The following is a 20,587-nucleotide window of genomic DNA, read 5'->3' on the forward strand; positions in this document are numbered from 1 at the left end:
AGCATAAGACTCAACAGGCGGTCAAAGAGTCAAACTGCAGCCTAAGATAACGTGTCGACAGTGATAACAAGTGGGCTCATTTGTTAGTTCGTTCAGGAAAGAACGACTTAATCCAATTGAGAGATACTTACAATGGGTAGTTCAATTCTACATAACGCGGCAAAAACGTTATGTTTTCATCAAGTAGGGAGAGTACTCAATCTCCTTGTAGGGCTTAGTTTACTTGTGTTTGCGTCTTCGTCATGGGCATGCAGCGATAGCGATATACGGTTTTCTTCTTCGAGTCATCGTATTTACATCGAGAATGGCGCGACGTGTATGCTCTCGCAAATCGAGAGCATCGTGGTCAATAAATACAGTTCGGTCGCGCTCGGAGAGTTGTTGGAGCAAACCTCGCCTGGTGTTTGGTTGTTAAAGACAGAGATCCAAATTGAAGATGGTTCTCAACTCAACCTCCACGGCACTACAATCGGCGGCGATGTGAACACCTTCAGAATGTTGAGTCGTAACGGCTTCGACGAGTATCACGTAAAGATACAGGCCAAGCACGGCACTGTAGACATGCGCTCTGTCTCGGTCACAAGCTGGGATACAAATTCCAACGCTCCGGATACCGACCTAGACAACGGCCGGGCGTTCATTCATGTCAACTCTGTTGAAGAAGGCGGCGTAGCGAAAGAGTCGACGATGAACATCATCGACAGTGAAGTCTCGTATCTGGGTTTCTATGATGCTGAGTCTTACGGCTTAGTTTGGAAAGTACGCGGTGGCGACAGTGATCCAACAATTTTTGACCGCGTCGATGTGTATGGTGACATCATCAATAGCTACATCCACCATAATTACATGGGCATGTACTCCTATGGTGCGTTTGGCATGACTATCCACAATAGCGAGGTTGCCTACAATGAATCCTACGGCCTTGACCCTCACGATGATTCCGATGAACTTGTGATCACCGACAACAACGTTCACGACAATGGTAACCACGGGATTATCTGTTCGCGCCGTTGCAATGATTTGGTCATAACAGGCAACCACTCTTACCGTAACCGTCACGGCATCATGTTGCACCGAGATACCAACGATACCTTAGTGGAAAACAATACCGTCTATGACAATGCAGACAACGGTATTGCCATTTTCGAAAGTCATCGTAATACCATTCGCAACAACACCATCACGGGTAACAAGCACGGTATTCGACTCTCATTAGGTAGCCACGACAACCTGATGGAAGGCAACACTATCGACAACAATATCGAGAATGGTTTGTATCAATATGGTGGTTCGGACACGCCTGAAACTACCGATGGCAGACCTGCGAATAACACCTTCCAAAATAATTTGGTGAGAAACAACGGGCGCTTAATTAAGTTTAGAGACTCTGACGATATCCTAGTGGTCAACAACACGTTTGAAGGGCCAACCGACGTTGAAATTTATGATTCAACTAATATCCAGATTCTTAGCAATTCGCACAATTTCTCGCAATTAGAAGTGAAAGTCGATAGTGCAGGAACCATTAGTAGTGATGCGACCGTCGAAGTCGATGAACCTGTCGATGTAAAACTGACCGACCTCGCCACAGTTGAACTCATCAACAATGACGGACGTATCTTTAACGCGCAAGAGAACAGTGATGTCACCCGTGTGCGCGAAATGCTGCTTGAGGGTGCATCGGTCTCTTCATCATCCATGGTCTTAGATTCGGGGATTATCGGCACTACCACCAGCGTAGAAGCGCTGCCATTTTGGGTCAACATAGCGTCTGGTGAGATTGAGATAAAAGTCGTCGCGGCAAGCAAAGCCAACTATCAATGGACGACGCAGTCAATCTCTGGTGAACCGAACGTCGAGTACCGGATTGAAAACCTAACCAAAGATGTTGATTACTTACTGTTCAAAGATGGTGCACTAGTCGACACTTACACAGCCACTAACGGTGAAGTAACTTTCAATAATCTGTCGAGCTCAACAGTAGCGGCATTCGAACTTATCAAACTCTCTGTAGGTCAAATCCTCCCAGTGATTGCAGATACCTACGTTAGAGATGGGTTCCCAAATAGCAACTACGGCACCAGAAACACACTAGAAGTGAAACTCTCAGGTGATGACTACAACCGCCAGACCTTGCTCAAGTTCGATATTTCGGCTTACACAGAGCCGGTATCAAGTGCGACATTGACTGTTGAGGCCGCACTGTCTCGCGTAGACAACGCCACAACCAACGTGTTTAGCACCGATACAAATTGGGTCGAGTTAGCAGTGACTTGGGCAGATAAACCTGCGGTAGGTGAATATTTGGGTAGCTTTACGCTAACGAATAAAGCATTTTCTACCCAAGAGATAGATATCACCAGCTACATCAATACACTGATTGCGACCAATGCGTCAGAAGCGGCGTTTATACTGGTTAACGAAAATAGCAGCACGGCGGTAACGCGTATTAGAGCACGCGAACACAGCTCAGATACTGAGGCAACAATACAACTTCAGTTCTGACTTACGTATCATCAAATCACAAGCAAAAATAGGTTATGCATCTAATGCATAACCTATTTAATTTGTAGTGGTTCCTATTGCCTAGATAGCTTAAAAAAACCTAATTGCTATGGCGGACATTTAACTCAGAGAACGCCACTTCAAACATACCGCCACCCGCTTTATCTGCTTGTGCGTAGTTGCCTGCTTTGAAGTAGTAAACGTGTTTATCCCAATCAGCACTCATATTGCCTTCACCAAATGTTAGTGAATGAGTAATGTCGTTAACCGTAATCGTCAGATCTTTGTTTATCAGGCTGATGGTGTAGGTGAATTTGCCTTGCCCTACGACGCCAAAGTCCAAGCTAAACGGATTACCTTTAGACGGGTCTTCGTTGATGATCGCACGGACTTTTTTCGTTGGACCATCCCACTGCAATTTGACCAGTGCCTTGCTTGAGTCTTTCGCGTGTATTTGCCCAACCACTGTTTGCGGGTCGTCAGGCCAATAAGACACGACTTCCAGTTTGGCACTTAACACATGCGAACCTTCGTTATCCCAGTTAGCATCACCGCTACTTTTACTTGGGTCCCAATTGTAAAGCTCTCGCAGCTCAGTCCGAACATAAGACGAGTTTACCGTACTAGTACCACCATAAAGCGGGGTTTTAAACAGCATGGTGCCATCTGTGGCGGTATAGAAGAAGTTTGGGTCTTCATAGCCTTCATCTAATGGTGGCAGTGTTTTTAAGTCGCTAGATGGCGCTTCCAAAGGCAAAATTTCGGCAGCATTCGTACCACCCGTGCCAAAGTATTCATCTTTCGATACTGGTAGCGTCAGCTTCCAAACCGTTAAGTCAAAGTTACCTGACGGCGGCATGTTTGGATCTAAGCCTGTGGTCGGCTCGGTAACGGATCCACCGCCTCCGGTTTCACCAGTGCCACCACCGGTCTCACCCGAGCCGTCTGAACCATCTGAGCCGCCTGTTTCGCCGGTTCCTCCTGTTTCCCCAGAACCGTCTGAGCCATCACCGTCTCCAGAACCATCGGTTCCACCGTTATCACCTGGGTCAACAATGTTATCCACCTCACCTTTATCACCAGAGTTAGAGTTACCATTGTTACCCGGTGGATTTGGATCGGTGTCGTCGGAGTCATTGATACCCCAGAAGCCATCACAAGCGGTTAACGAAGTAATTAACAGTAAGGGGATCAGCCGTGGCAATGTCGATGAAGTTTTTTTCATATCGAACTCCCGTTAATAAAAACAATATACAATAGCCACACAGCCTGACCACCTTACGGCACGCGCAGTAAGGTGATTGTTTCAGAGAAACTATTTGCATTCCAATAAATAATAATTCCAGACTTGCTGGATCATACAAAGTATAGTGTATATAACATCGCTGATTAGTGAGTTTCGATTGTCATGTATATTTAAGAGGATTGTAATTTGTTGCCTTAAGTTATAAAACCAAATGCATTAATTAAACTATAGTTTAATTAATGCTTACTAATATAGTGCGCTTAATTTTTATATTGCCAATATTCAGGTAAGTTGTTTACATATATACTAATTCTAAATTTCCACCTAAGCGACTGGATGATAATGGTCTTGCTTTATCAATGAGTTTTATCATACTTTTGTCCTCATTAACCAAAGTTCGATAGATGGCTAACCACGCCATTCGCCCAGAGGAAAAGAAGTCGTAATCAATCTGGGTATGGCCTGTTTTTTTCTCAAAGATCGTTGAATCATGAGTGCTTTGAATCACGACAGAGTAGAGCCTTCCCAATGCGCCATCGTTGACTGTTAGCGGATCATCGCCATTTGTGCGCATAAACGCAGCCACACCGACTAACGGCGTTAGCGCGTAGTTGTGATACATAGCCGCTCGGGTTTGACGACGCAGCTCATTGGCCAAAAAGCCCTGTGAGTCCACTTGCCCCATCGCAGTGACATAGACGGATTTCGCCCACAGATAAAAATCATCTCTATTCAATAATCCCGCTGTCGCCATTACGCTCCAAGCTGCCCAATAGTCGTGGTTATTAACCTTATTTAATGGCCTTCCTGAGTAATCAACAATAACTTTCTCAGCCATATTTTCAAGCCAAACCTTTACTTCTGAATATTTGTCGCGATGGTATTTATTTAAAATATTATTTATCTTTAATAAACTTGAAGATATTGCCGACAACGTCCATTTCCTCACTGCGATACCAGTTTTATTTTCTGTATCATTTAATAAACTGCTGTTATTTTTCCAATCGATTAACGCCTCTATAATACAATCAGCTCCAACTAGAACATTACCTCTAATTAAAATATCGTCGGTTTTCTTTGCAATAAACAACTGTAAATCTCGAGTCGCTTTGGTGCTTTCTTTGTACGCTTTCTCTGCTTGTTTATTTACCGTATCTCTCGCTTTGTCACTGCCTTGATAGCGGCTAACAAACGACAATTCATCGCTATAAGGTTTGGGATATTCGCAAGGCTCTTTTCTAGTTTGGCTATAACTCAATGAATCTTGAATCTGTTGGTACCCTTTAGGTATCGCAACATCAGCACGGCTAGATAGACACACGCCCAGTAGCGCCACGGCTAAAACAACGCGACACACGCTAACGACCTCTCGAACAAACTTTGACAGACATTTGAGCACGTCGGTTCGCGCGCTTAAAACGAGCCGCAGATTGACCATTCACTTGTGTAAGCTCCAAGGCAATCAGATGCCCTGAGGGTGTGAGTAAGTTTCCTGAAAGTTCGAACACGAACTGGCTGGCACCGTTGAGACTTCGGCTGTGTTGTAGGGATGAGCTGCGCACTTGCCCATCTGAATACCAAGCTTTAAACCCGACCTCCTCTACATCAGGCGCCGCAACGTCAAGCTCTAGAATCAAATTTCGCAGCGACTTGGATTCCACGCTGTTACCAAGGTATGCCGAGATACTCCCAGTGTTGTAGTCGTACTGGTTAAATGTAGTGCGCGCAACAGTTCGCTTATTGCTGCAACCGCCATCTAGCATAGGCGTTAACTGAGCAAACGCTTTATCGTCATCCAGTGGATAATAAGGCGGCACTTCCCAAACAATTACTTTAGGTGGTGAATGAGTCATTGCCTCACTTTTTAAATACGCAGACCAACCACCCAATAATCCGCCACTCACCTGAGTGAAATCTTCAACAGGGGCACTGAGTTCGTTCTGTAGAAAACCAATAAAATTCAAATCTGCTAAAGCCGTAAATCCACCACCAATTAACACCACTTGTGCCGATTTGTCGCTCGTATCGTTCGATTGCACTTCATAGCCATAGCCTTGCACGTATTCCGGTGCGTATTGTTGATTGCAAAGTTGTTTAATCGCACTCGCAATACTATTGGTTCCCGAATAACGTCCCTGCTTGGTAATCACCACATTCGAATGAGTATTTGGGTCTAAGCTAACAGAGTTTCTAATTGCCTTTGCCACCTCAAATGCAACCGCTCTCGAGCCGTCTGGCGTCCAGTGAATATCGCGTTTGAAATAGAGTGGACGGTCAGCGTTTTGTGCATCTAATAGATCTTCGAAATGGGGAATAAGCACCCCTACTTCTCTTAGTTTTTTTAGCTTCGCTAGGTAGGAATACTTGGCTGCTTCAGCATTGAATTCGCTATCCGGAGCGTCACTTGGATTGATAAGACCTCTGGTCGGATAGTACATCACAACTAGCCTGATACCACGACGGCTTAATGCATCGTTAAAGCGCGCCAAACCTTGATAGCGTTTGCTATGTCTGAAGTCTTCGATAAAGTCCGTCTTCGAACGATACACCCAACCATGACTACCCGCGACTAAGTGTTGAAACGAACTAAGTTCCGACGAGCGATAATTCGCTGGATTCGCTGGATTCGCTGCGGCTTTACACAGCGTGGTGACAGGTTCAATTTGGTACGGCTGTTCCTCTGCAGCCAAAGTGCCAGCAGATATGATAGACAAAGCGAGCGTTGCTAACATTACACGCATATTATTGTGCTCCTTGTCTAGCCACACTGGCTTTACTCAACGACACAACACGCTTCTCCACCAGCATCACTTTGACGATTTGGTTGTGGAACTCTTCTATGTCACCACCAAAGCCGAGCCGCAGAGCGCTGGCGCCGTTGCCTTCTAACTTTAAATCAAACAAAGAGATGAACTCGCTACTTTTCGAGTACACCGAGCCACTGTGATTATTAGCGATCACACCACCATGAACGTATCCAGAAGATTTGTTTTGGTTCGCAACATCTATTGAGCCGCTGTCGCTTGGCGAACCAGTTAACGGCTCCGTATCAAAGAACACACCATATTTGTTGTTCGACAAGATGTAATTATCAACCAATGAGATTCGCTCGCTGTTACGCACTCTAATACCGTGTGAGTCGTTGCCGTAGACTTTATTGTTAGCAATCACATTGGAATTAGACTCGTACACGGTAATACCATCACCACCATTTTTGTACGCCATATTATTGTAGAGGTAGTTGTTTTCAGACTGGTTATCTAACGCAATTCCAGAGCGGCTGTTCTCATGACTGGCGTTATTAAACACAAAGCTTTTGCTGTGTTTATTGGAGATGACGATGCCGTGCTTTTCTTTGGTTCCCATTACATCATTATTGGCAACGATCAGACGCTCTGCCACGTTTTGCGGCGCGACTCCATTAACAATATTGTCGTTGTAGCGGTTATTTTGCAGCACGACACGATTCGCTTCGTCACAATAGAAACCGTAGTAGTTATCTTCAAATGTCGAATCCACAATCCAGCTACTCGCCAGTTTATTAAAGTCAAAGTCTTTGCGTTGAAATAACCTATCGTCAACCTCGACTTTGTAGCTGGTTAAAGTAACACCGAAACTTTTAGATTCAGAATAGCCCAAGTTAGAGAGTTTCGATTCAGCAATATAAAGCTCACTGCCCCCCCAACTAGTAACAAATGGACGATATGCCTCCGCGGCTTGATATGTAGCGGCGCTGCCCTCTTTTTCTCGCCACCCTAGGACATTAGAGTGAGTAATATAAAGCGCGCCACCATTTGAAATAAACGCGCCTTTCTCTTGTGATAACTTCAGCGTTTTTCCATCAATGATTAATCCCGCACCAATGCTCACCACGATCGGCAATTTGGCTAGATAGATTGAATCCGTCTCTTTCACCACATAGCGCGGAAATGCCCTCTGCAAATCTTCCAGCTCCGCAGTGCCGTTCGCGATGGTAATACTTTTAGGGATGCTGTTTTGCATTTGCGCAAACTGCCAAAAGTTCTCGCCAGCGTAGAGCCAGCGCACTTCCACTTGGCCTAGCATGTTGGGACGGGTGATTTTGGCTTTGGGTTTCGTCCGTGCTGAGGCAATTTGTTGCTGGATTCCTGCCACATTGTAAGCAGACATATCCGGCAAGCTTTGATCACTGCGTAGCTCAGGGGCATCACGAGTGACCATTTCCAACGCGATATCACTGGATAGGGCATAACCAGGCGCAAGTGAGAGGATAAATAAAAGCGTGCACAAACAACGCCAGATTTTACGTCTCGCACCCTGTCTAGAGTTGATCTGGCTGATTGTCGCCTCTCTGTTCATCGCTCACCTCACCAGCGCCTACATCAGCGCTAAACTCCATCGGACTTCGCGTCTTTCAATTTCTAATAACCGCTCAGAAATGGCTTGAGCTCGTTGGGAGCCTGATTCTTTTATCCAGCTTTCAATAGTCTCTCGTTGTTGTTGGTCTTTAAACTCGGCAAATTCCAATGCCATATTGGCAAAGATCCAAACGTAGCTGTAATTCGGCGTGATACCCGCGGTGTCATAAAAGGCTTTTGCCAACTCAATGTAACTTTGGCCGTCACCACCACGCGCAGACGCTAACAGCAGGTCTATGCCGTCTTGCATTTTCTCCTCGCCGAGCTTGGCTGACAGGTAAAGTAAACCCAAGTTATGCTGCGCTCGCGGGTCTTCGAGCACCAGTTTAAGGTAGCTTTCCGCGCGCTCTGGATCTTCTGGTACTCGGTCGTCCCTCATATACAGCAGCCCTAGCATCAAAGTGGCTTCTTGGTTTCCCTCAGCCGCACGCGCGGTTAAACCCGAAAGCAGCTCTTGCTCTGACATCAGTACTTCTTCTTTCATCTCGTATCGCGCTGCAAACAAAAACAGTTTGTCTGAGCTAAAATCCACTCCTGCCAGCCGCATCCCTTTCGCCAAATAGCTGCCACCATAGCTGTAATCAATCAGTGTACGACTGCACCGCACAACCCCGTCTTCGGTGATGTCACCGCGTTGGTAATCCGCAACGATCTCTTCGATCCGCTCATCTATCGCGTTGATGTCTTGGGCTTGCTTGGCTAACTTCAGATAAAGCTGATGACAAGTCGCTCGGTCACTGGTGTCTTCCTGCGAACCTCGCTTCTGACAAAGCAAATCGATATCTGCGGCGTAAATGCTGGGATCCGTAACCAGATTCAGATACATCAGCGCGTCTTGCCGCTCTTCTTTCTTCCAACTGGTTTTCCACTCGTCATAAAAACGCTCTAGTGAGCTAATATCGTATTGCTGAGGATGCCATCCATAGAATTTGACTAGCTCGTCCGCCACATCAAGATGCAACGTTTGTCGGTTCCATAGTGTGCTATAAGCCGTTTGGGTATAACTTGGATGCTCACGACTCACTTCGGCGATCCATTTAACATACTGGCGCGCGTAATCTGCATTAGACGTGTCTTGGTCAAGTTGTTGATAGTACTGGCGAGCGAGCTGTTGTTTTTGTGGGTCTTCGCTGTTGGTGTATAAGCGCGTTAAAAAGGCGGTTGCTTTCAGATACCCAGCGTCACTCATTGCCACCAAACTCTGCTCAGCTTGTACACCGCGTTGCTGCTGTTCAAACAGGCGCGCGAACTCGATATCTTGAGTGGATTGACATCCAACGGCGAGTAACACAAAGAAAATGATTCCCAGTCGCTTCATAGCTGGCACCTACTCGATGGTTGTTCCAAACTCTTTGGCGATAGCGCTGAAATCTACATCGCTGTAACTAAAAAACTCACCGATTGAGACATTAACCGGGCGTGCAATGCTGCTAATATCGAGTGGCTGCTGCGGTACTATCGTTGCGATGATGGAATCCGGTCGTTTGTCGTTATCAGAGACCACCACATTAGATATCAAACCGGTATAGCGGGTTTTATCGCCAGGAATAGTAATGTGCACGGTCGAGTTTTGGGTAATGTGTTCAGCATCTTTAAAACTGAAATAGGCCGTGACATAAGGCTGAGCATCTAACGCTGCGACTTGGAAAAGCAAATCACCTTGTTTGGCGAATTCACGGTCACTCTTAAGTGAGGTAACAACGCGGCAATGACACGGACTTTTCACTAAGCTGTTCAGCTCTGGCGGCAAGATCTCTTTTAACTGTTCACTGGTAAAATCCGCTTTATTTATGGAACTCATTACCTCATAAACAGATGAGGTGATGACCGCCAACGGAATAGCCCGCTCAACGGGTTGTTCAACATTGACCAACAGTTCGTAATAGCCATTAGTAGGAGACAACACGGGCTCTTTATCGATATCAATCATCGCTGAGACAGATTTGACCACAAAGTAGTGCTGATACAAGTTCAACGCGACATAACTAAACGCCAGCAAGCCGATACAAGCCACAAAGGCCGTCAGTACCAAAGCTTTTAGTTTTCTTAATCCAGACAAAGCAGCTGAACCACTCTGCTTGCGCTCTTTGACAAAATTGTCGCGGCTTAATGTCGCTAATACATCGGCACTGGTGGTCAAATCGCCCGCTAAAAACTTACTGATTAACATGCGTAGTAGCGACGCTTTTTCTTGATCTAACGAGCTAAACTCGCAACCCGCCTTTTTGCTCTCGCCATTGAAGTACTTAACAACAAACTCCAGCGGCAATCTCAGCTCAATCGAGTTGATCTTCACCAACAGCTCGCCTTTATATACGCGATCCGTTGAGAGTTGACCGCTAGCGGCTTCAATCGAAAACCCGCTGGCTGAAACATCGAGCACGTTGAGTAGGAGCTGCGCACCGTCTTGGTTCTTCACCACCAATTTTGCTGGCAGTTTGACCCGAGCGTGTCGGCGCTGCGCTTCGGTTTCATGGACTAAATTCACTTTTGCCGTTGACATAATCAACCCCTACTTTTTCACCCTTTCCTAGACGATATGCAATAACACCGCAGTAAATATTGAAACCGCTGAAAAAGTCATAATGTAAGTGGATACCTTGTTAAACTTGGCTTGGAACGAGCCGTCATGTGCTTCGAGTTTGGTTTTTTGTCTTGTCCAAGACTGCCTGTCTAAGCGGTAAACCACGTATATCTTCAATATAGACCCGACTATCTGATTGAAATACAGCATCAGAGGAAAAGCTGGGCTGATTCTATGCCCTGAGACAAGTAGCATCACAGTCACGACCGTCCGTGTTATTGAAATCCACAAAAAGTAGATAACCAGATAGATTGGCGAATACTTCGCAGCGGCGACAATGGATGCCGACAGGCCAAGAATACTGGTCCACATAGAGATGCGCTGATCCCACAGCACGTAATACGTCATCGGTCCTAAACGCTTCAGGCCCAACTTGGTTGCCCGAGAGTTCTGTCGCAATGAGTTGCCATACCATCGGAACATCAACTGCCTTGTCGCGCGGAAGAAACGTTTATCTGGCGGGTGCTCGACGGTGTTGATCAACGCATCTGGAACGTAATAGGTGTCCCACCCTTGCCGCATCAAAGAAAACCAACTGGATTTATCATCACCGGTCAAAAAGCGGAATTTACCCAAACGCCAATGGTCTAGATTGTCGCTTTCCACATCTTCAATAAATTCGGGCTGGGTGACCACTTCCGCACGAAACATCGACATACGCCCAGTGAGTGTGAGTACCCTTTTCGATAGCGCCATAGAGCACATATTGAGGTGACGCTGGGCAAAACGCACTTTGTGCCATTGGCTCATCCAGTAGTTTCCGAGCACTTCGCAAAACTCATTGGTCGTCAGCGCACCAATGTTTCTGTACAGCGAAAAATAGGGAACGCAGTTCTTTACCACGTCTCTTTCTAGCACTGTGTCGCCATCAATCACCGCCACTAACGCCGTGCTGTCGGGTGTATCTCTTGCGATAGTACGAAAACCATGCGCTAAACCATCCCGTTTTCCCGTCCCCGCGATTCTGACGATACGCAGCTTGATGCTTTCATCGGGTTGAAGCTCTTGCCATAACGCTTTAAAAATCAACTCATCGCTCTCTTCTACAATCGAGGCAACGACAGTGGTTGGATACCCACAACGCATCGCTTCTTCAATGATCGATTTGTAGACTTTCGCGGTGGTGAGAGCATCAATGCGAAAACTGGTCACCATTAAGTAGATGTGCGACGGCGCCTGATGTTCAAGCGCCTTAAGAGCCCGTCTTCTATGAATTGGAAACACCACGTATAAAAATAATACACCGCGGACAAAGTGAAGTATCACCACCCCGTAACGCCAAATACTTAACGCACCAATCAATAAGATGTAATCCGGATGGTCTAGCTGAAACACGGTTGATGGCACAAGCAACGCCAAGCCACCAATCGCGGTCAGTAAAAAGATCCAACCAGTTGCTTCTTTCAGAAACGAGGTCAGCCACCACATAGCGCTATTACCAACAGATGCCCTGCTTGTTACCTAGAGATTTCTCTTTCATAAAGCCAGTGATATCTATCAAGACTTGTTCGTCCGAGATTTGGTCTAGCAAGGTATCAAAGGATTTACAGCCATTGGCAAGAATGATCAGTTCTGAATCCACCAGCACATCTTCTTTGTTTTCCTGTAGCAAAGACGAGAGGTGCGGGATCTTGTGTTCGATGTAATCTTTATTTGCTCCGTGGACTCTCGCGTAGCTGACATTTTCATCGTAGATGCGTAATTGGTAACCTTTGCCGAGCAACATTTCCGCCAACTTCACTTGAGGTGACTCGCGTAAATCGTCTGTATCTGGTTTGAACGACAAGCCATACAGCGCGACTTTGCGTTTTCCGGTTTGTTCGATGATCTTGAACGCGTTGTTTACATGGCATTCGTTACTTTCCATGATTGAGGTAAGTAGCGGGTGTTTTACATCTAGCTGCGACGCTCTGAATGACAACGCGCGCACATCTTTTGGCAAACAAGAACCACCAAAGGCAAAACCCGGCTTCATGTAGTAAGGCGAGATGTTTAGCTTTTTGTCAGCACAGAAGATTTCCATCACTTTGCGACCGTCTACACCCGATGCTTTAGCAATGCTGCCAATTTCGTTGGCAAACGCCACTTTGACAGCATGCCACACGTTACAGGTGTATTTGATCATCTCTGCGGTTTCGATGGTTTCGACAAACAGTGGCGCGTCAATATCGCTATACAGCTCGGTAAGTTGTTCTGCAGAGGTTTTATCTAGGCATCCCATCACCGTCATTGGCGGATGGTCGTAATCGTACAATGCCGTACCTTCACGCAGAAACTCCGGGTTAACCGCAAGGCCAAATCCAACGCCCGCTTCGAGGCCGCTGGCTTCTTCCAAAGTCTCACGAATCTCCCCCATCACCGAGCCCGGTAATACGGTACTGCGGATGACCACAGTATGATGTTTACCTTTGAGTTTGATCGCCTCAGCAATTTGCTTACAAACAATGTTCACGTATTCGAGGTTGAGGTCGCCATTCGGCTTTGAAGGCGTTGGTACTGATATGAACGAGATATCGGTTTCCATAACCGCTTCAATCGCGCTAGTAGTTGCTGATATTTTACTGTTATTTAATCCCTTAACGAGCAGCTCTTCCAAACCAGGCTCAACAAGCGGTGATTGCCCCTGATTAATCATGTCTACTTTCTCTTGAACGACATCAACACCAATTACTTGGTGCCCACGATTAGCTAAACAGGCCGTACATACAGTACCCACATAACCCATTCCGAAAATACTAACGCGCATACTCACTCCTTCGATTTAATATGAACTTAATTTATTATTTAAATACTTTCTTTTAATAAAACGCCTCGCTCATACCAAGAAACTAGCAAATAAATATCTTTATGCAAATTAAGGAAAACTAGGGAAATAATATATAAATTGCATTTTTTGAAATAACTGTTATGGGCAATAAAGCCACGTAACAATCACTCTCACCCCATAAGCACAAATACAAAAATATTCAATCACTTACAGTTAAACAAAAGAAGTTCAATGAGAGATAAAAATCTTCAGAAAGGATTAAATTTCAAACAAAAATGATTGGCGATCACTTTGTTTTATAAAGAGAAATTTATTATTAACGACAGTCTATAAATTGAGACAAAATAAAAACCATTATCATAATATGGTTTTTATAAATCTAATACTTAAGTTGATTTAGATAATTATTATTTAATATACAAGCAAATTTTCATAAGCTATTGTTTATTATTCAGACAATAAGAAAGGTTTATAGCTTATATCAATTACGATCATATGTTGCATATTCTTTAAGCTATCTACCGCACTACTTTTTCACAAAATTAGCGTGCGGTAAGTATGAACAAAGTCGTAAAAAAACGGGGAAAAATAACTCCCCCCATCAGACCGGAGTTATTGCGCTAAGAAGTGACTTAAGACAGTCGTCATCAAGTAACGGATGCGCTTCTGGTCCAGAAACCAAGACAATATCTACCGAAGGTAACGCAGGCATATTCGCCAAGATTCTCAAATCATCAGTAACACTGAGTTTTCCCATCGCCCCGATCGCCAGGCCACTGCGTACGATTGCTCGTTGCGCCGAAGCAGTATCGCAACACGCAAGTAACTGGTAACTTTGCCCATTTTTTATCAGCCCATCCAAAGCGGCAGCATGATACTTGCAATCGGCCTGAAACAGAGCCAGAGGTATCGGTTTAGAAACTTCAACATCATAATCTTGATTGGCGATCCACACGCCCTGATCACTCGCTAACCAATGCCCTTCTTCACTGTTGGGCGCTCTGGTGAGAATTGCCGCGTCAATCTTGCCTTCATCTAGCCAGTGACGAAGCATGACACTAGGTTGACTGTAAACATGTATCGAACAGGTCGGCTCAGCCTCAGTGAGGACTCGAATGACTTTAGGTAGGATGCTTTCGTTATAGTCTTCTGGACAGCCGAGCCTAAGTGGACGCTTGTTTTCATAACGCTTGACCTGTTTCAGCGCTTTGTTGTGCAGATTGACTAGCTCTTCTGCGTGAGTACGCAATGCGAGCCCCGCTTCACTCAATACTAGGTTGCGTCCTTGCTTCTCAAACAAACTCACACCTAGCTCATCCTCAAGCTTGCGCATTTGGGCGCTAAAAGCGGATTGAGTTCGACTGATCTGTTTTGCTGCACGCGTAAAACTGCCCGTTTCAACAAAAGCGAGGAAACTCCTCAGCGCATCGATATCCATGTTGCCTATGACTATCCATCAATTTTTTCAATATATACCATTGAAACTATCCGTTAGTTCGAAAGAAAACAATCCCTTAGTCTAGAATCAATTAAACAACAGACAAGGAAGTAACATGCAACTTTATATCGCAAATCAAAACTACTCCAGTTGGTCATTACGCGCATGGCTGATACTTGCGCAGTACGAACTTGATGCAGAAGTCATCAAGCTGACGTTATTTACCGATGAGTTTTACCGTGCTCTAGAAAAGGTCACGCCGACGGCCAAAGTGCCCGTTTTGGTTGACGGCGAGATTGTGGTTTGGGAATCGTTAGCCATACTCGAATACGTCAATGAAGCGTATTTAGATGGTAAAGCTTGGCCTACTTCTGCAAGTGAAAGAGCCAAAGCTCGCGCTATCGCCTCTGAGATGCACGCAGGGTTTGGCTATCTACGCAATGAAATGCCAATGAACTGCCGCGCCAAGCGCAAAGTACATTTAAGCGCAGGTGCACTTAAAGATATCGCTCGAATCGATCAGTTGTGGTCACAGCAAATGACAGATTATCCAGAGGGCTTCTTGTTTGGTGATTGGTCGGTTGCCGATGCTATGTACGCACCCGTCGCATTGCGTTTTGAAACCTACGGGATCGAACTTTCAGATCAAGCGAAAACCTATCAGCAGCGATTACTTCAAAGCCCAGCCATGCAGCTTTGGCTAGCGCAGGCAAGCACTGAAACCGACATCGTTGAAGAAGACGAAGCGGGAGAGGCGGTTTAATTTCCCCCTCTCTCAATCAGCAGGCAGCACCAGTTACACATACTGAAGCCTGCTGACCGTTGTAATCCTTCTCAATAAATCAGCTCGCCCAGATGCTCTTCAATCGTGCCAATAAAATTCTTTCCTTGTAAACTCGCTTAACCTCACAAAACTTAAGGTTAACGAGTTCTATACTTGGGACGGCTTATTGGCAAAGGAGAATGTCATGAATCGTTATATCGTTTCTGTGTTGTTAGGTTGCCTGTCCGTTTCCCTTTCTGTTTACGCGGCTGGCAAAGGTAATAACCAAATGGGTATGGGCATGGGAATGTCCCAAGCACCAGTGTTTGAAGATATTGATACCAACCAAGATGGCTTAATCTCGAAAGAGGAGTTTGAAGCTTTTCAAACGCAGCGTCAGGAACAACGTAAAGAAGAAGGCCGATTGATGAAAAACTCGGCTTACAGTGAAGGCATGTTTGAGAGCATCGACGCAGACCAAGATGGATTTGTCGACGTTGACGAGTTCACCATGCACCGCGGCTCAATGAGAGGTGCTAAACCTCAATAAGCGGCCGCATGACCACACATAAAGTAACCAGCAGAGAGGTAATCCAACTTGCCTCTCTATTTGTTTCTGCGCACATCTCCAGTCCACCAACCTACCCAATTGCAAACTAATAAATAAAACTTACCATTAAACCTTGACCCGTCTATAAGTCTAGGGTTCACGATTAAATTCGTTCAACTAATGGAGTGTTTATGCTGACCGTTACGCAACTCGCAAAACAATTTGGGATTTCTCGAACCACCATTTTGTATTACGAAAAAGAGCAACTGCTAGTGCCAGCTTACCGTTCAGACAACGGCTATCGCTGGTATGGGGAGAAAGAAGTAGAGCGCTTAGGTGCTATCACTTCTTATCGCTCTTACGGCTTATCGGTGTCTAGCATCCGCTCCTTGCTGAACCAAAAAGGTAAATCTCAGACCCAGCTCCTCAAAGATCATTTCTATGAGCTGGAACGAGAGATTCAAAACCTGCGCGCACAACAGAAAGCAGTCGTTGTGTTGCTTCAAGAACCAAACTTGTTGGAGGAAAACATCGTGAACAAAGAACGTTGGGTACAAATCATGGTAGCTGCTGGCTTTAGTGAAAACGACATGGTCAAGTGGCACCAAAAATTCGAAGAACTCGAACCGCAAGAACATCAGAAGTTCCTTGAATCACTAGGCATCACAAGCGACGAGGTTCGTAAAATCCGAGCGCTATAACGTTAAATAGCCTCAAGGATGAGGCTATTTCTTTAGCGACCAATGCAACGAGTGGCTTACTTAACGTTTTTCTGCCAGTTATATTCCATTTGATGAGCCACTTTCTCGGCCGAAACCTTAGTGGTTAATTGCGAGACTAAATGTAAGCTCATATCGATTCCTGCTGAGATGCCGCCAGAAGTGATGTACTTACCCGATTGCACCCAGCGCTTGTTGTCTGCCACCTTCAAATCTGAAAATTGCGCTTTTAAATCTGCAATATCTTCCCAATGAGTGGTGACTGATAATCCTTTCAGCAGTCCGGCATTCGCCAATAGAAACGCTCCAGTACAAACAGAAGCGACAACTTGCGCATGTTGATCAACCGACTTTATCCAATCCAACACATCTGGCTTGAGCATTTCGTTGGTATGTACACCGCCGACGACAAGCAGCACATCGATTTTTGGATGACTCTGAATAGAATAATCTGGCAACAACCGGAGTCCACCCCGAGCAATGACTGGTTCACCGCTTTGAGAAACGAAAAACACATACCAGTTTTCATTACCTAACCGCTTTGCGGTGCTAAAAACTTCGAATGGGCCAGAGAAGTCGAGCACTTCTGCCTGATCATAAATGTAGATTCCAATGTTCATTTTGCCTCCTTGCACTGATGCTGCTTCTCCGCACTATTAACGTTTTCGCGTACACCTCACAAACTCAACTTTCATCAATACCACACCGACAAATACCGTGATAGACGCTGCGGCTAAAATGGGGTCAATCGTTTCTAATGCGACAAATTGGCCATAGAGTAAAAACAGTCCAAGCAGGACAACAAAAGAGCCTATTTGATGAACATAAAACTGAGCAATCGCCAGCTTAGACGTCGAGTTGTTTAACCACAGTTTATGGCATAAGCCGTAAACAAATGAAAGCAAAAAGCCTATTAACATAATGTGCGCATGGGTGACATATTGACCATGATTTTTTGATGCAGCCATGTAGATACCAAGAAGTAGACCTAATATCGCATAACCAAACGCAGTGAGTATAAATTTGCGGTCCATAGTAGAACCCTCTAACTTGAAATACCTTAGAGAGTGTAGACCAAAAGTTTAGCTCAGCGCCTGAGGACAACGTCCATTTAAGCCGCTTTAAAGTCAGTGGTTTGTGCTCAATCCACCAGCGCGATGACCGCTTCTATCTCAATCAATAAGTCAGGATGAATTAACTTAGAAACTTCTACCAATGAACAAGCAGGTAGAAAACCTTCATAGAACTCAAATAGTTGTTCTCGAATGGTGGCAAGCAACGAGATATCTCGAACGAAGATAGTGAGCTTAATAATGTCCTGCTTTCTGCGTTGCTCAGATTCTAAAATCGAAGATATTTGTGACAGAATTTGCGAGCATTGCTCTGGTAATCCTTCTGATTGAGAGGATGTACCAAACGCAGTTAAACCCGAAACATACAGGGTTTTGTCATGCTTGGTTGCGTGAACATAAGGGCCAGCGATTTGCGGTAACGTAGCGTAGTTGATCCTTTCAACCATAGTGTAACTTCCTTGAGAATGCAGTCTATTAGAGAGAAAGGCGCAATAGTTGAGAGCAGTCATCGCGCCTAGAGGAGTCGATGCTAAGGTTACGCTTTTTTGACAAATTGAGCCGTGACCATCATTTCACCAGCCCCGTCTACTTTACAGTCCAGTTGATGGTCTTTGCCTTCAACAATCCGTCTGATGACTGCTTTAGTGCCTATCTTGAGCACCAAAGAACTGCCTTTTACTTTCAAGTCTTTAGCCAAAGTTACCTTGTCACCTTCAGATAGCAATGTACCGTTCGCATCTTTAACATTGAATGCCTCACTTGCGGCAACTTCTTCTGGATTCCATTCATGAGCGCACTCTGGGCACACTAAGTTGTTTTGATCCTGATAAACAAATTCTGACTGACAATTCGGACATGGAGGAAAAGACATAACTCACTACTTCTTAAACTAAATGTGTTCCGTATGATACTGCGAGTTGAGCGCTGATTCGACCTTAATGTCAATCTGGCTGAGTATCGTCTGCGACAAGAATACTCAACCATCACAAACGGGTTCTCTATGCCCACAGATTCTCGTGCACTTGATAGTGATTAACATGACGATCTGGGTTCAATTGATATTTTTCGTCTTCTGGATAAAGCTTTGCAACACCAATATCCTCTCCCGCAAACGCTTTAATGCACTCAAGATCTTTCCAGTACGTTAGAAGCGTGATTTCGACTTCACCATTGAGCTCTCGATTAAATATCTGCGCTCCCAAAAAGCCATCTGTCTCAGACGTTTCTTTAACGCCAGTTTGGTAAAGATACTCGATAAACCCTTGCTCGTGTTGTTTCGGGCATGTCGCTTTCCATTCCCTTGCTATCATCATTGTTCCTTTCTCATTATCCATTGCCCAACGGGTACTGTTACTTGTCTTTTAGAGACTAAAACTTAGCCTTAATTTTTCGTACAAACGCATCCACTTGTGCCTTGCTGGCATTTTCACTTTTGTACATCGATAGCATGTCGAACTGACAACGTTTCACACACGCACCCAAAATTGCGATTTTCAACACTCGTTTTACTGGTTGCCAAAGCACCAACTTATCAACCCACCAAGGCGAACCAAGCGTGGTGACAACTTTCACTTCTTTGAGCTTGTCTAAACGGGGAGTAATGGGTCCAAGATTCGATGCGTGGTTATAGGTATGTCCGGGCGCCCAAACTCGGTCAAACCACCCTTTCAAAATCGCTGGGAAGCCGAACCACCAAGTTGGGAAGACCAACACCAACGACTCAGCTTGCTTTAACTGCTCGATCTCTTGAGCGAGTTGAGTAGTATCAAACGTCGATTGGTAATAACTCTGTCGTTCTTGCTCAGTTAATGCGGCAGCAAAACCATTCTCGTACAGATCCACTAGCGTGATCTGATAACCTTTTGACTCAAGGTGTTCGACCGTTTGAGATGCCAGATAATGGCACAAACTGTCCTTTAGTGGATGGGAAACGACAACTAAACACTTCACGCCATTCTCCTTACTTAGTGACGTTAAACTTCAAGCTTGCTTACATGCTGGGATACAAAATGGTTTAACTCAGAAAGTGAACGAATCACGTGCACCGTTTTATCCGGCGCCATTGCTTCCAGCTTATTAGCGAAATCTTGATTCCAAAACTTTGGGCATAACCTGAGAGTTTTGTAGCTTTGCCACGTTACTTTCAAGGCAGAACTGCCATCAGGCCACCCTTGCGGTTTGACTTTTACCGCTTGCAATAACCGTTTCGTTACTAGCCAGTAGCTGGTGATATGCGGCAAATCAATGTACACCAGCGTATCTGCGACCTCTAAGCGCTGATAAAACGAACCTATCGGTCCAAAGCCATCGATTATCCAACTCTCTTTCGATAATATGTCGTCATGAGCTGCGTCAAACACGTCTCGCTCGACCGCCTCGCCATTTGGCTGATAGACAATCGAATCTAGCGGATACAAAGGGATACCTGATTCAGCAACCAGTGCTTTACTCAAGGTGGATTTGCCACTACCGGGTTTACCGAACACCGCAACTCTTTTCATTTAAACCTCCATAAACCATCAAAGATCCCAGAGGCAGAAAAAAG

At 45.2% G+C, this 20,587-nt stretch carries 20 protein-coding genes; 4 read left to right on the forward strand and 16 right to left on the reverse strand.

Features of this window, described 5'->3' with window-relative positions; all coding sequences use genetic code 11:
• The first annotated feature begins 318 nt into the window (after window positions 1-318).
• A complete protein-coding gene (locus AKJ31_RS03860; protein WP_053407758.1) occupies window positions 319-2,505 on the forward strand; it encodes a CBM96 family carbohydrate-binding protein in 2,187 nt (728 codons plus the stop codon).
• A gap of 100 nt (window positions 2,506-2,605) precedes the next feature.
• Here AKJ31_RS03860 and AKJ31_RS03865 read toward each other — a convergent pair whose 3' ends face one another.
• The 9 genes from AKJ31_RS03865 to AKJ31_RS03905 all read right to left on the reverse strand — a co-directional run bounded on the left by AKJ31_RS03865 (window position 2,606) and on the right by AKJ31_RS03905 (window position 14,937).
• A complete protein-coding gene (locus tag AKJ31_RS03865; protein ID WP_053407759.1) occupies window positions 2,606-3,730 on the reverse strand; it encodes a polysaccharide lyase family 7 protein in 1,125 nt (374 codons plus the stop codon).
• A gap of 316 nt (window positions 3,731-4,046) precedes the next feature.
• Window positions 4,047-5,108 (reverse strand): alginate lyase family protein, encoded by a 1,062-nt coding sequence (locus tag AKJ31_RS03870; protein WP_053407760.1) that lies wholly within the window; start codon window positions 5,106-5,108, stop codon window positions 4,047-4,049.
• Between the two features lies 1 nt (window position 5,109).
• The gene (locus tag AKJ31_RS03875; RefSeq protein WP_053407761.1) at window positions 5,110-6,492 is read right to left on the reverse strand and encodes an alginate O-acetyltransferase AlgX-related protein; all 1,383 of its coding nucleotides are present in this window, start codon (window positions 6,490-6,492) and stop codon (window positions 5,110-5,112) included.
• A gap of 1 nt (window position 6,493) precedes the next feature.
• Window positions 6,494-8,089: a right-handed parallel beta-helix repeat-containing protein gene (locus tag AKJ31_RS03880; protein ID WP_053407762.1), complete on the reverse strand. Its 1,596-nt coding sequence runs from the start codon at window positions 8,087-8,089 to the stop codon at window positions 6,494-6,496.
• An 18-nt stretch (window positions 8,090-8,107) separates the two neighbouring features.
• Window positions 8,108-9,466: a tetratricopeptide repeat protein gene (locus tag AKJ31_RS03885; protein WP_053407763.1), complete on the reverse strand. Its 1,359-nt coding sequence runs from the start codon at window positions 9,464-9,466 to the stop codon at window positions 8,108-8,110.
• Window positions 9,467-9,475: 9 nt separating this feature from the next.
• Entirely contained in the window at window positions 9,476-10,651 is a 1,176-nt protein-coding gene (locus AKJ31_RS03890; protein WP_053407764.1) for a PilZ domain-containing protein, read from the reverse strand.
• 27 nt (window positions 10,652-10,678) lie between these two features.
• A complete protein-coding gene (locus AKJ31_RS03895; RefSeq protein ID WP_053407765.1) occupies window positions 10,679-12,160 on the reverse strand; it encodes a glycosyltransferase family 2 protein in 1,482 nt (493 codons plus the stop codon).
• A 7-nt stretch (window positions 12,161-12,167) separates the two neighbouring features.
• Complete coding sequence (locus AKJ31_RS03900) at window positions 12,168-13,478, reverse strand: nucleotide sugar dehydrogenase (RefSeq protein WP_053407766.1); 1,311 nt, start codon at window positions 13,476-13,478, stop codon at window positions 12,168-12,170.
• A gap of 622 nt (window positions 13,479-14,100) precedes the next feature.
• Window positions 14,101-14,937 (reverse strand): LysR family transcriptional regulator, encoded by an 837-nt coding sequence (locus AKJ31_RS03905; protein ID WP_053407767.1) that lies wholly within the window; start codon window positions 14,935-14,937, stop codon window positions 14,101-14,103.
• Between the two features lie 115 nt (window positions 14,938-15,052).
• Between AKJ31_RS03905 and AKJ31_RS03910 the strand changes: the two genes are divergently transcribed.
• The 3 genes from AKJ31_RS03910 to AKJ31_RS03920 all read left to right on the forward strand — a co-directional run bounded on the left by AKJ31_RS03910 (window position 15,053) and on the right by AKJ31_RS03920 (window position 16,951).
• Complete coding sequence (locus AKJ31_RS03910; RefSeq protein ID WP_053407768.1) at window positions 15,053-15,700, forward strand: glutathione S-transferase family protein; 648 nt, start codon at window positions 15,053-15,055, stop codon at window positions 15,698-15,700.
• A gap of 205 nt (window positions 15,701-15,905) precedes the next feature.
• Window positions 15,906-16,250, forward strand: a complete 345-nt coding sequence (locus tag AKJ31_RS03915) for an EF-hand domain-containing protein (RefSeq protein WP_053407769.1) — start codon at window positions 15,906-15,908, stop codon at window positions 16,248-16,250.
• 191 nt (window positions 16,251-16,441) lie between these two features.
• Window positions 16,442-16,951 (forward strand): MerR family transcriptional regulator, encoded by a 510-nt coding sequence (locus AKJ31_RS03920; protein WP_053407770.1) that lies wholly within the window; start codon window positions 16,442-16,444, stop codon window positions 16,949-16,951.
• Between the two features lie 56 nt (window positions 16,952-17,007).
• Here the strand turns inward: AKJ31_RS03920 and AKJ31_RS03925 are convergent, their stop codons facing one another.
• From AKJ31_RS03925 to AKJ31_RS03955, 7 genes are all read right to left on the reverse strand, one after another.
• Entirely contained in the window at window positions 17,008-17,589 is a 582-nt protein-coding gene (locus tag AKJ31_RS03925; RefSeq protein ID WP_053407771.1) for a DJ-1/PfpI family protein, read from the reverse strand.
• A 36-nt stretch (window positions 17,590-17,625) separates the two neighbouring features.
• Window positions 17,626-18,003: a hypothetical protein gene (locus tag AKJ31_RS03930; protein WP_053407772.1), complete on the reverse strand. Its 378-nt coding sequence runs from the start codon at window positions 18,001-18,003 to the stop codon at window positions 17,626-17,628.
• 107 nt (window positions 18,004-18,110) lie between these two features.
• Window positions 18,111-18,488, reverse strand: coding sequence for a RidA family protein (locus tag AKJ31_RS03935; protein WP_053407773.1), 378 nt, complete (start codon window positions 18,486-18,488; stop codon window positions 18,111-18,113).
• An 89-nt stretch (window positions 18,489-18,577) separates the two neighbouring features.
• A complete protein-coding gene (locus tag AKJ31_RS03940) occupies window positions 18,578-18,913 on the reverse strand; it encodes a zinc ribbon domain-containing protein YjdM (protein WP_053407774.1) in 336 nt (111 codons plus the stop codon).
• Window positions 18,914-19,040: 127 nt separating this feature from the next.
• Window positions 19,041-19,355, reverse strand: coding sequence for an antibiotic biosynthesis monooxygenase family protein (locus tag AKJ31_RS03945; RefSeq protein WP_245639016.1), 315 nt, complete (start codon window positions 19,353-19,355; stop codon window positions 19,041-19,043).
• 55 nt (window positions 19,356-19,410) lie between these two features.
• Entirely contained in the window at window positions 19,411-19,992 is a 582-nt protein-coding gene (locus AKJ31_RS03950; RefSeq protein ID WP_053407776.1) for an NAD(P)H-dependent oxidoreductase, read from the reverse strand.
• A 23-nt stretch (window positions 19,993-20,015) separates the two neighbouring features.
• Window positions 20,016-20,543 (reverse strand): P-loop NTPase family protein, encoded by a 528-nt coding sequence (locus tag AKJ31_RS03955; protein ID WP_053407777.1) that lies wholly within the window; start codon window positions 20,541-20,543, stop codon window positions 20,016-20,018.
• Between the last annotated feature and the right edge of the window lie 44 nt (window positions 20,544-20,587).

The sequence above is a fragment of the Vibrio hepatarius genome (assembly GCF_001274785.1).
In the GTDB taxonomy this organism is placed as follows: domain Bacteria; phylum Pseudomonadota; class Gammaproteobacteria; order Enterobacterales; family Vibrionaceae; genus Vibrio; species Vibrio hepatarius.

What these genes read in the sequence shown, in the direction of transcription:
- AKJ31_RS03860 (WP_053407758.1), top strand. Translation starts at nt 319, where the DNA reads ATGCTCTCGCAAATCGAGAGCATCGTGGTCAATAAATACAGTTCGGTC.
- AKJ31_RS03865 (WP_053407759.1), bottom strand. Translation starts at nt 3,730, where the DNA reads ATGAAAAAAACTTCATCGACATTGCCACGGCTGATCCCCTTACTGTTA.
- AKJ31_RS03875 (WP_053407761.1), bottom strand. Translation starts at nt 6,492, where the DNA reads ATGCGTGTAATGTTAGCAACGCTCGCTTTGTCTATCATATCTGCTGGC.
- AKJ31_RS03880 (WP_053407762.1), bottom strand. Translation starts at nt 8,089, where the DNA reads ATGAACAGAGAGGCGACAATCAGCCAGATCAACTCTAGACAGGGTGCG.
- AKJ31_RS03885 (WP_053407763.1), bottom strand. Translation starts at nt 9,466, where the DNA reads ATGAAGCGACTGGGAATCATTTTCTTTGTGTTACTCGCCGTTGGATGT.
- AKJ31_RS03890 (WP_053407764.1), bottom strand. Translation starts at nt 10,651, where the DNA reads ATGTCAACGGCAAAAGTGAATTTAGTCCATGAAACCGAAGCGCAGCGC.
- AKJ31_RS03895 (WP_053407765.1), bottom strand. Translation starts at nt 12,160, where the DNA reads ATGTGGTGGCTGACCTCGTTTCTGAAAGAAGCAACTGGTTGGATCTTT.
- AKJ31_RS03900 (WP_053407766.1), bottom strand. Translation starts at nt 13,478, where the DNA reads ATGCGCGTTAGTATTTTCGGAATGGGTTATGTGGGTACTGTATGTACG.
- AKJ31_RS03905 (WP_053407767.1), bottom strand. Translation starts at nt 14,937, where the DNA reads ATGGATATCGATGCGCTGAGGAGTTTCCTCGCTTTTGTTGAAACGGGC.
- AKJ31_RS03910 (WP_053407768.1), top strand. Translation starts at nt 15,053, where the DNA reads ATGCAACTTTATATCGCAAATCAAAACTACTCCAGTTGGTCATTACGC.
- AKJ31_RS03915 (WP_053407769.1), top strand. Translation starts at nt 15,906, where the DNA reads ATGAATCGTTATATCGTTTCTGTGTTGTTAGGTTGCCTGTCCGTTTCC.
- AKJ31_RS03920 (WP_053407770.1), top strand. Translation starts at nt 16,442, where the DNA reads ATGCTGACCGTTACGCAACTCGCAAAACAATTTGGGATTTCTCGAACC.
- AKJ31_RS03925 (WP_053407771.1), bottom strand. Translation starts at nt 17,589, where the DNA reads ATGAACATTGGAATCTACATTTATGATCAGGCAGAAGTGCTCGACTTC.
- AKJ31_RS03930 (WP_053407772.1), bottom strand. Translation starts at nt 18,003, where the DNA reads ATGGACCGCAAATTTATACTCACTGCGTTTGGTTATGCGATATTAGGT.
- AKJ31_RS03935 (WP_053407773.1), bottom strand. Translation starts at nt 18,488, where the DNA reads ATGGTTGAAAGGATCAACTACGCTACGTTACCGCAAATCGCTGGCCCT.
- AKJ31_RS03940 (WP_053407774.1), bottom strand. Translation starts at nt 18,913, where the DNA reads ATGTCTTTTCCTCCATGTCCGAATTGTCAGTCAGAATTTGTTTATCAG.
- AKJ31_RS03945 (WP_245639016.1), bottom strand. Translation starts at nt 19,355, where the DNA reads ATGATGATAGCAAGGGAATGGAAAGCGACATGCCCGAAACAACACGAG.
- AKJ31_RS03955 (WP_053407777.1), bottom strand. Translation starts at nt 20,543, where the DNA reads ATGAAAAGAGTTGCGGTGTTCGGTAAACCCGGTAGTGGCAAATCCACC.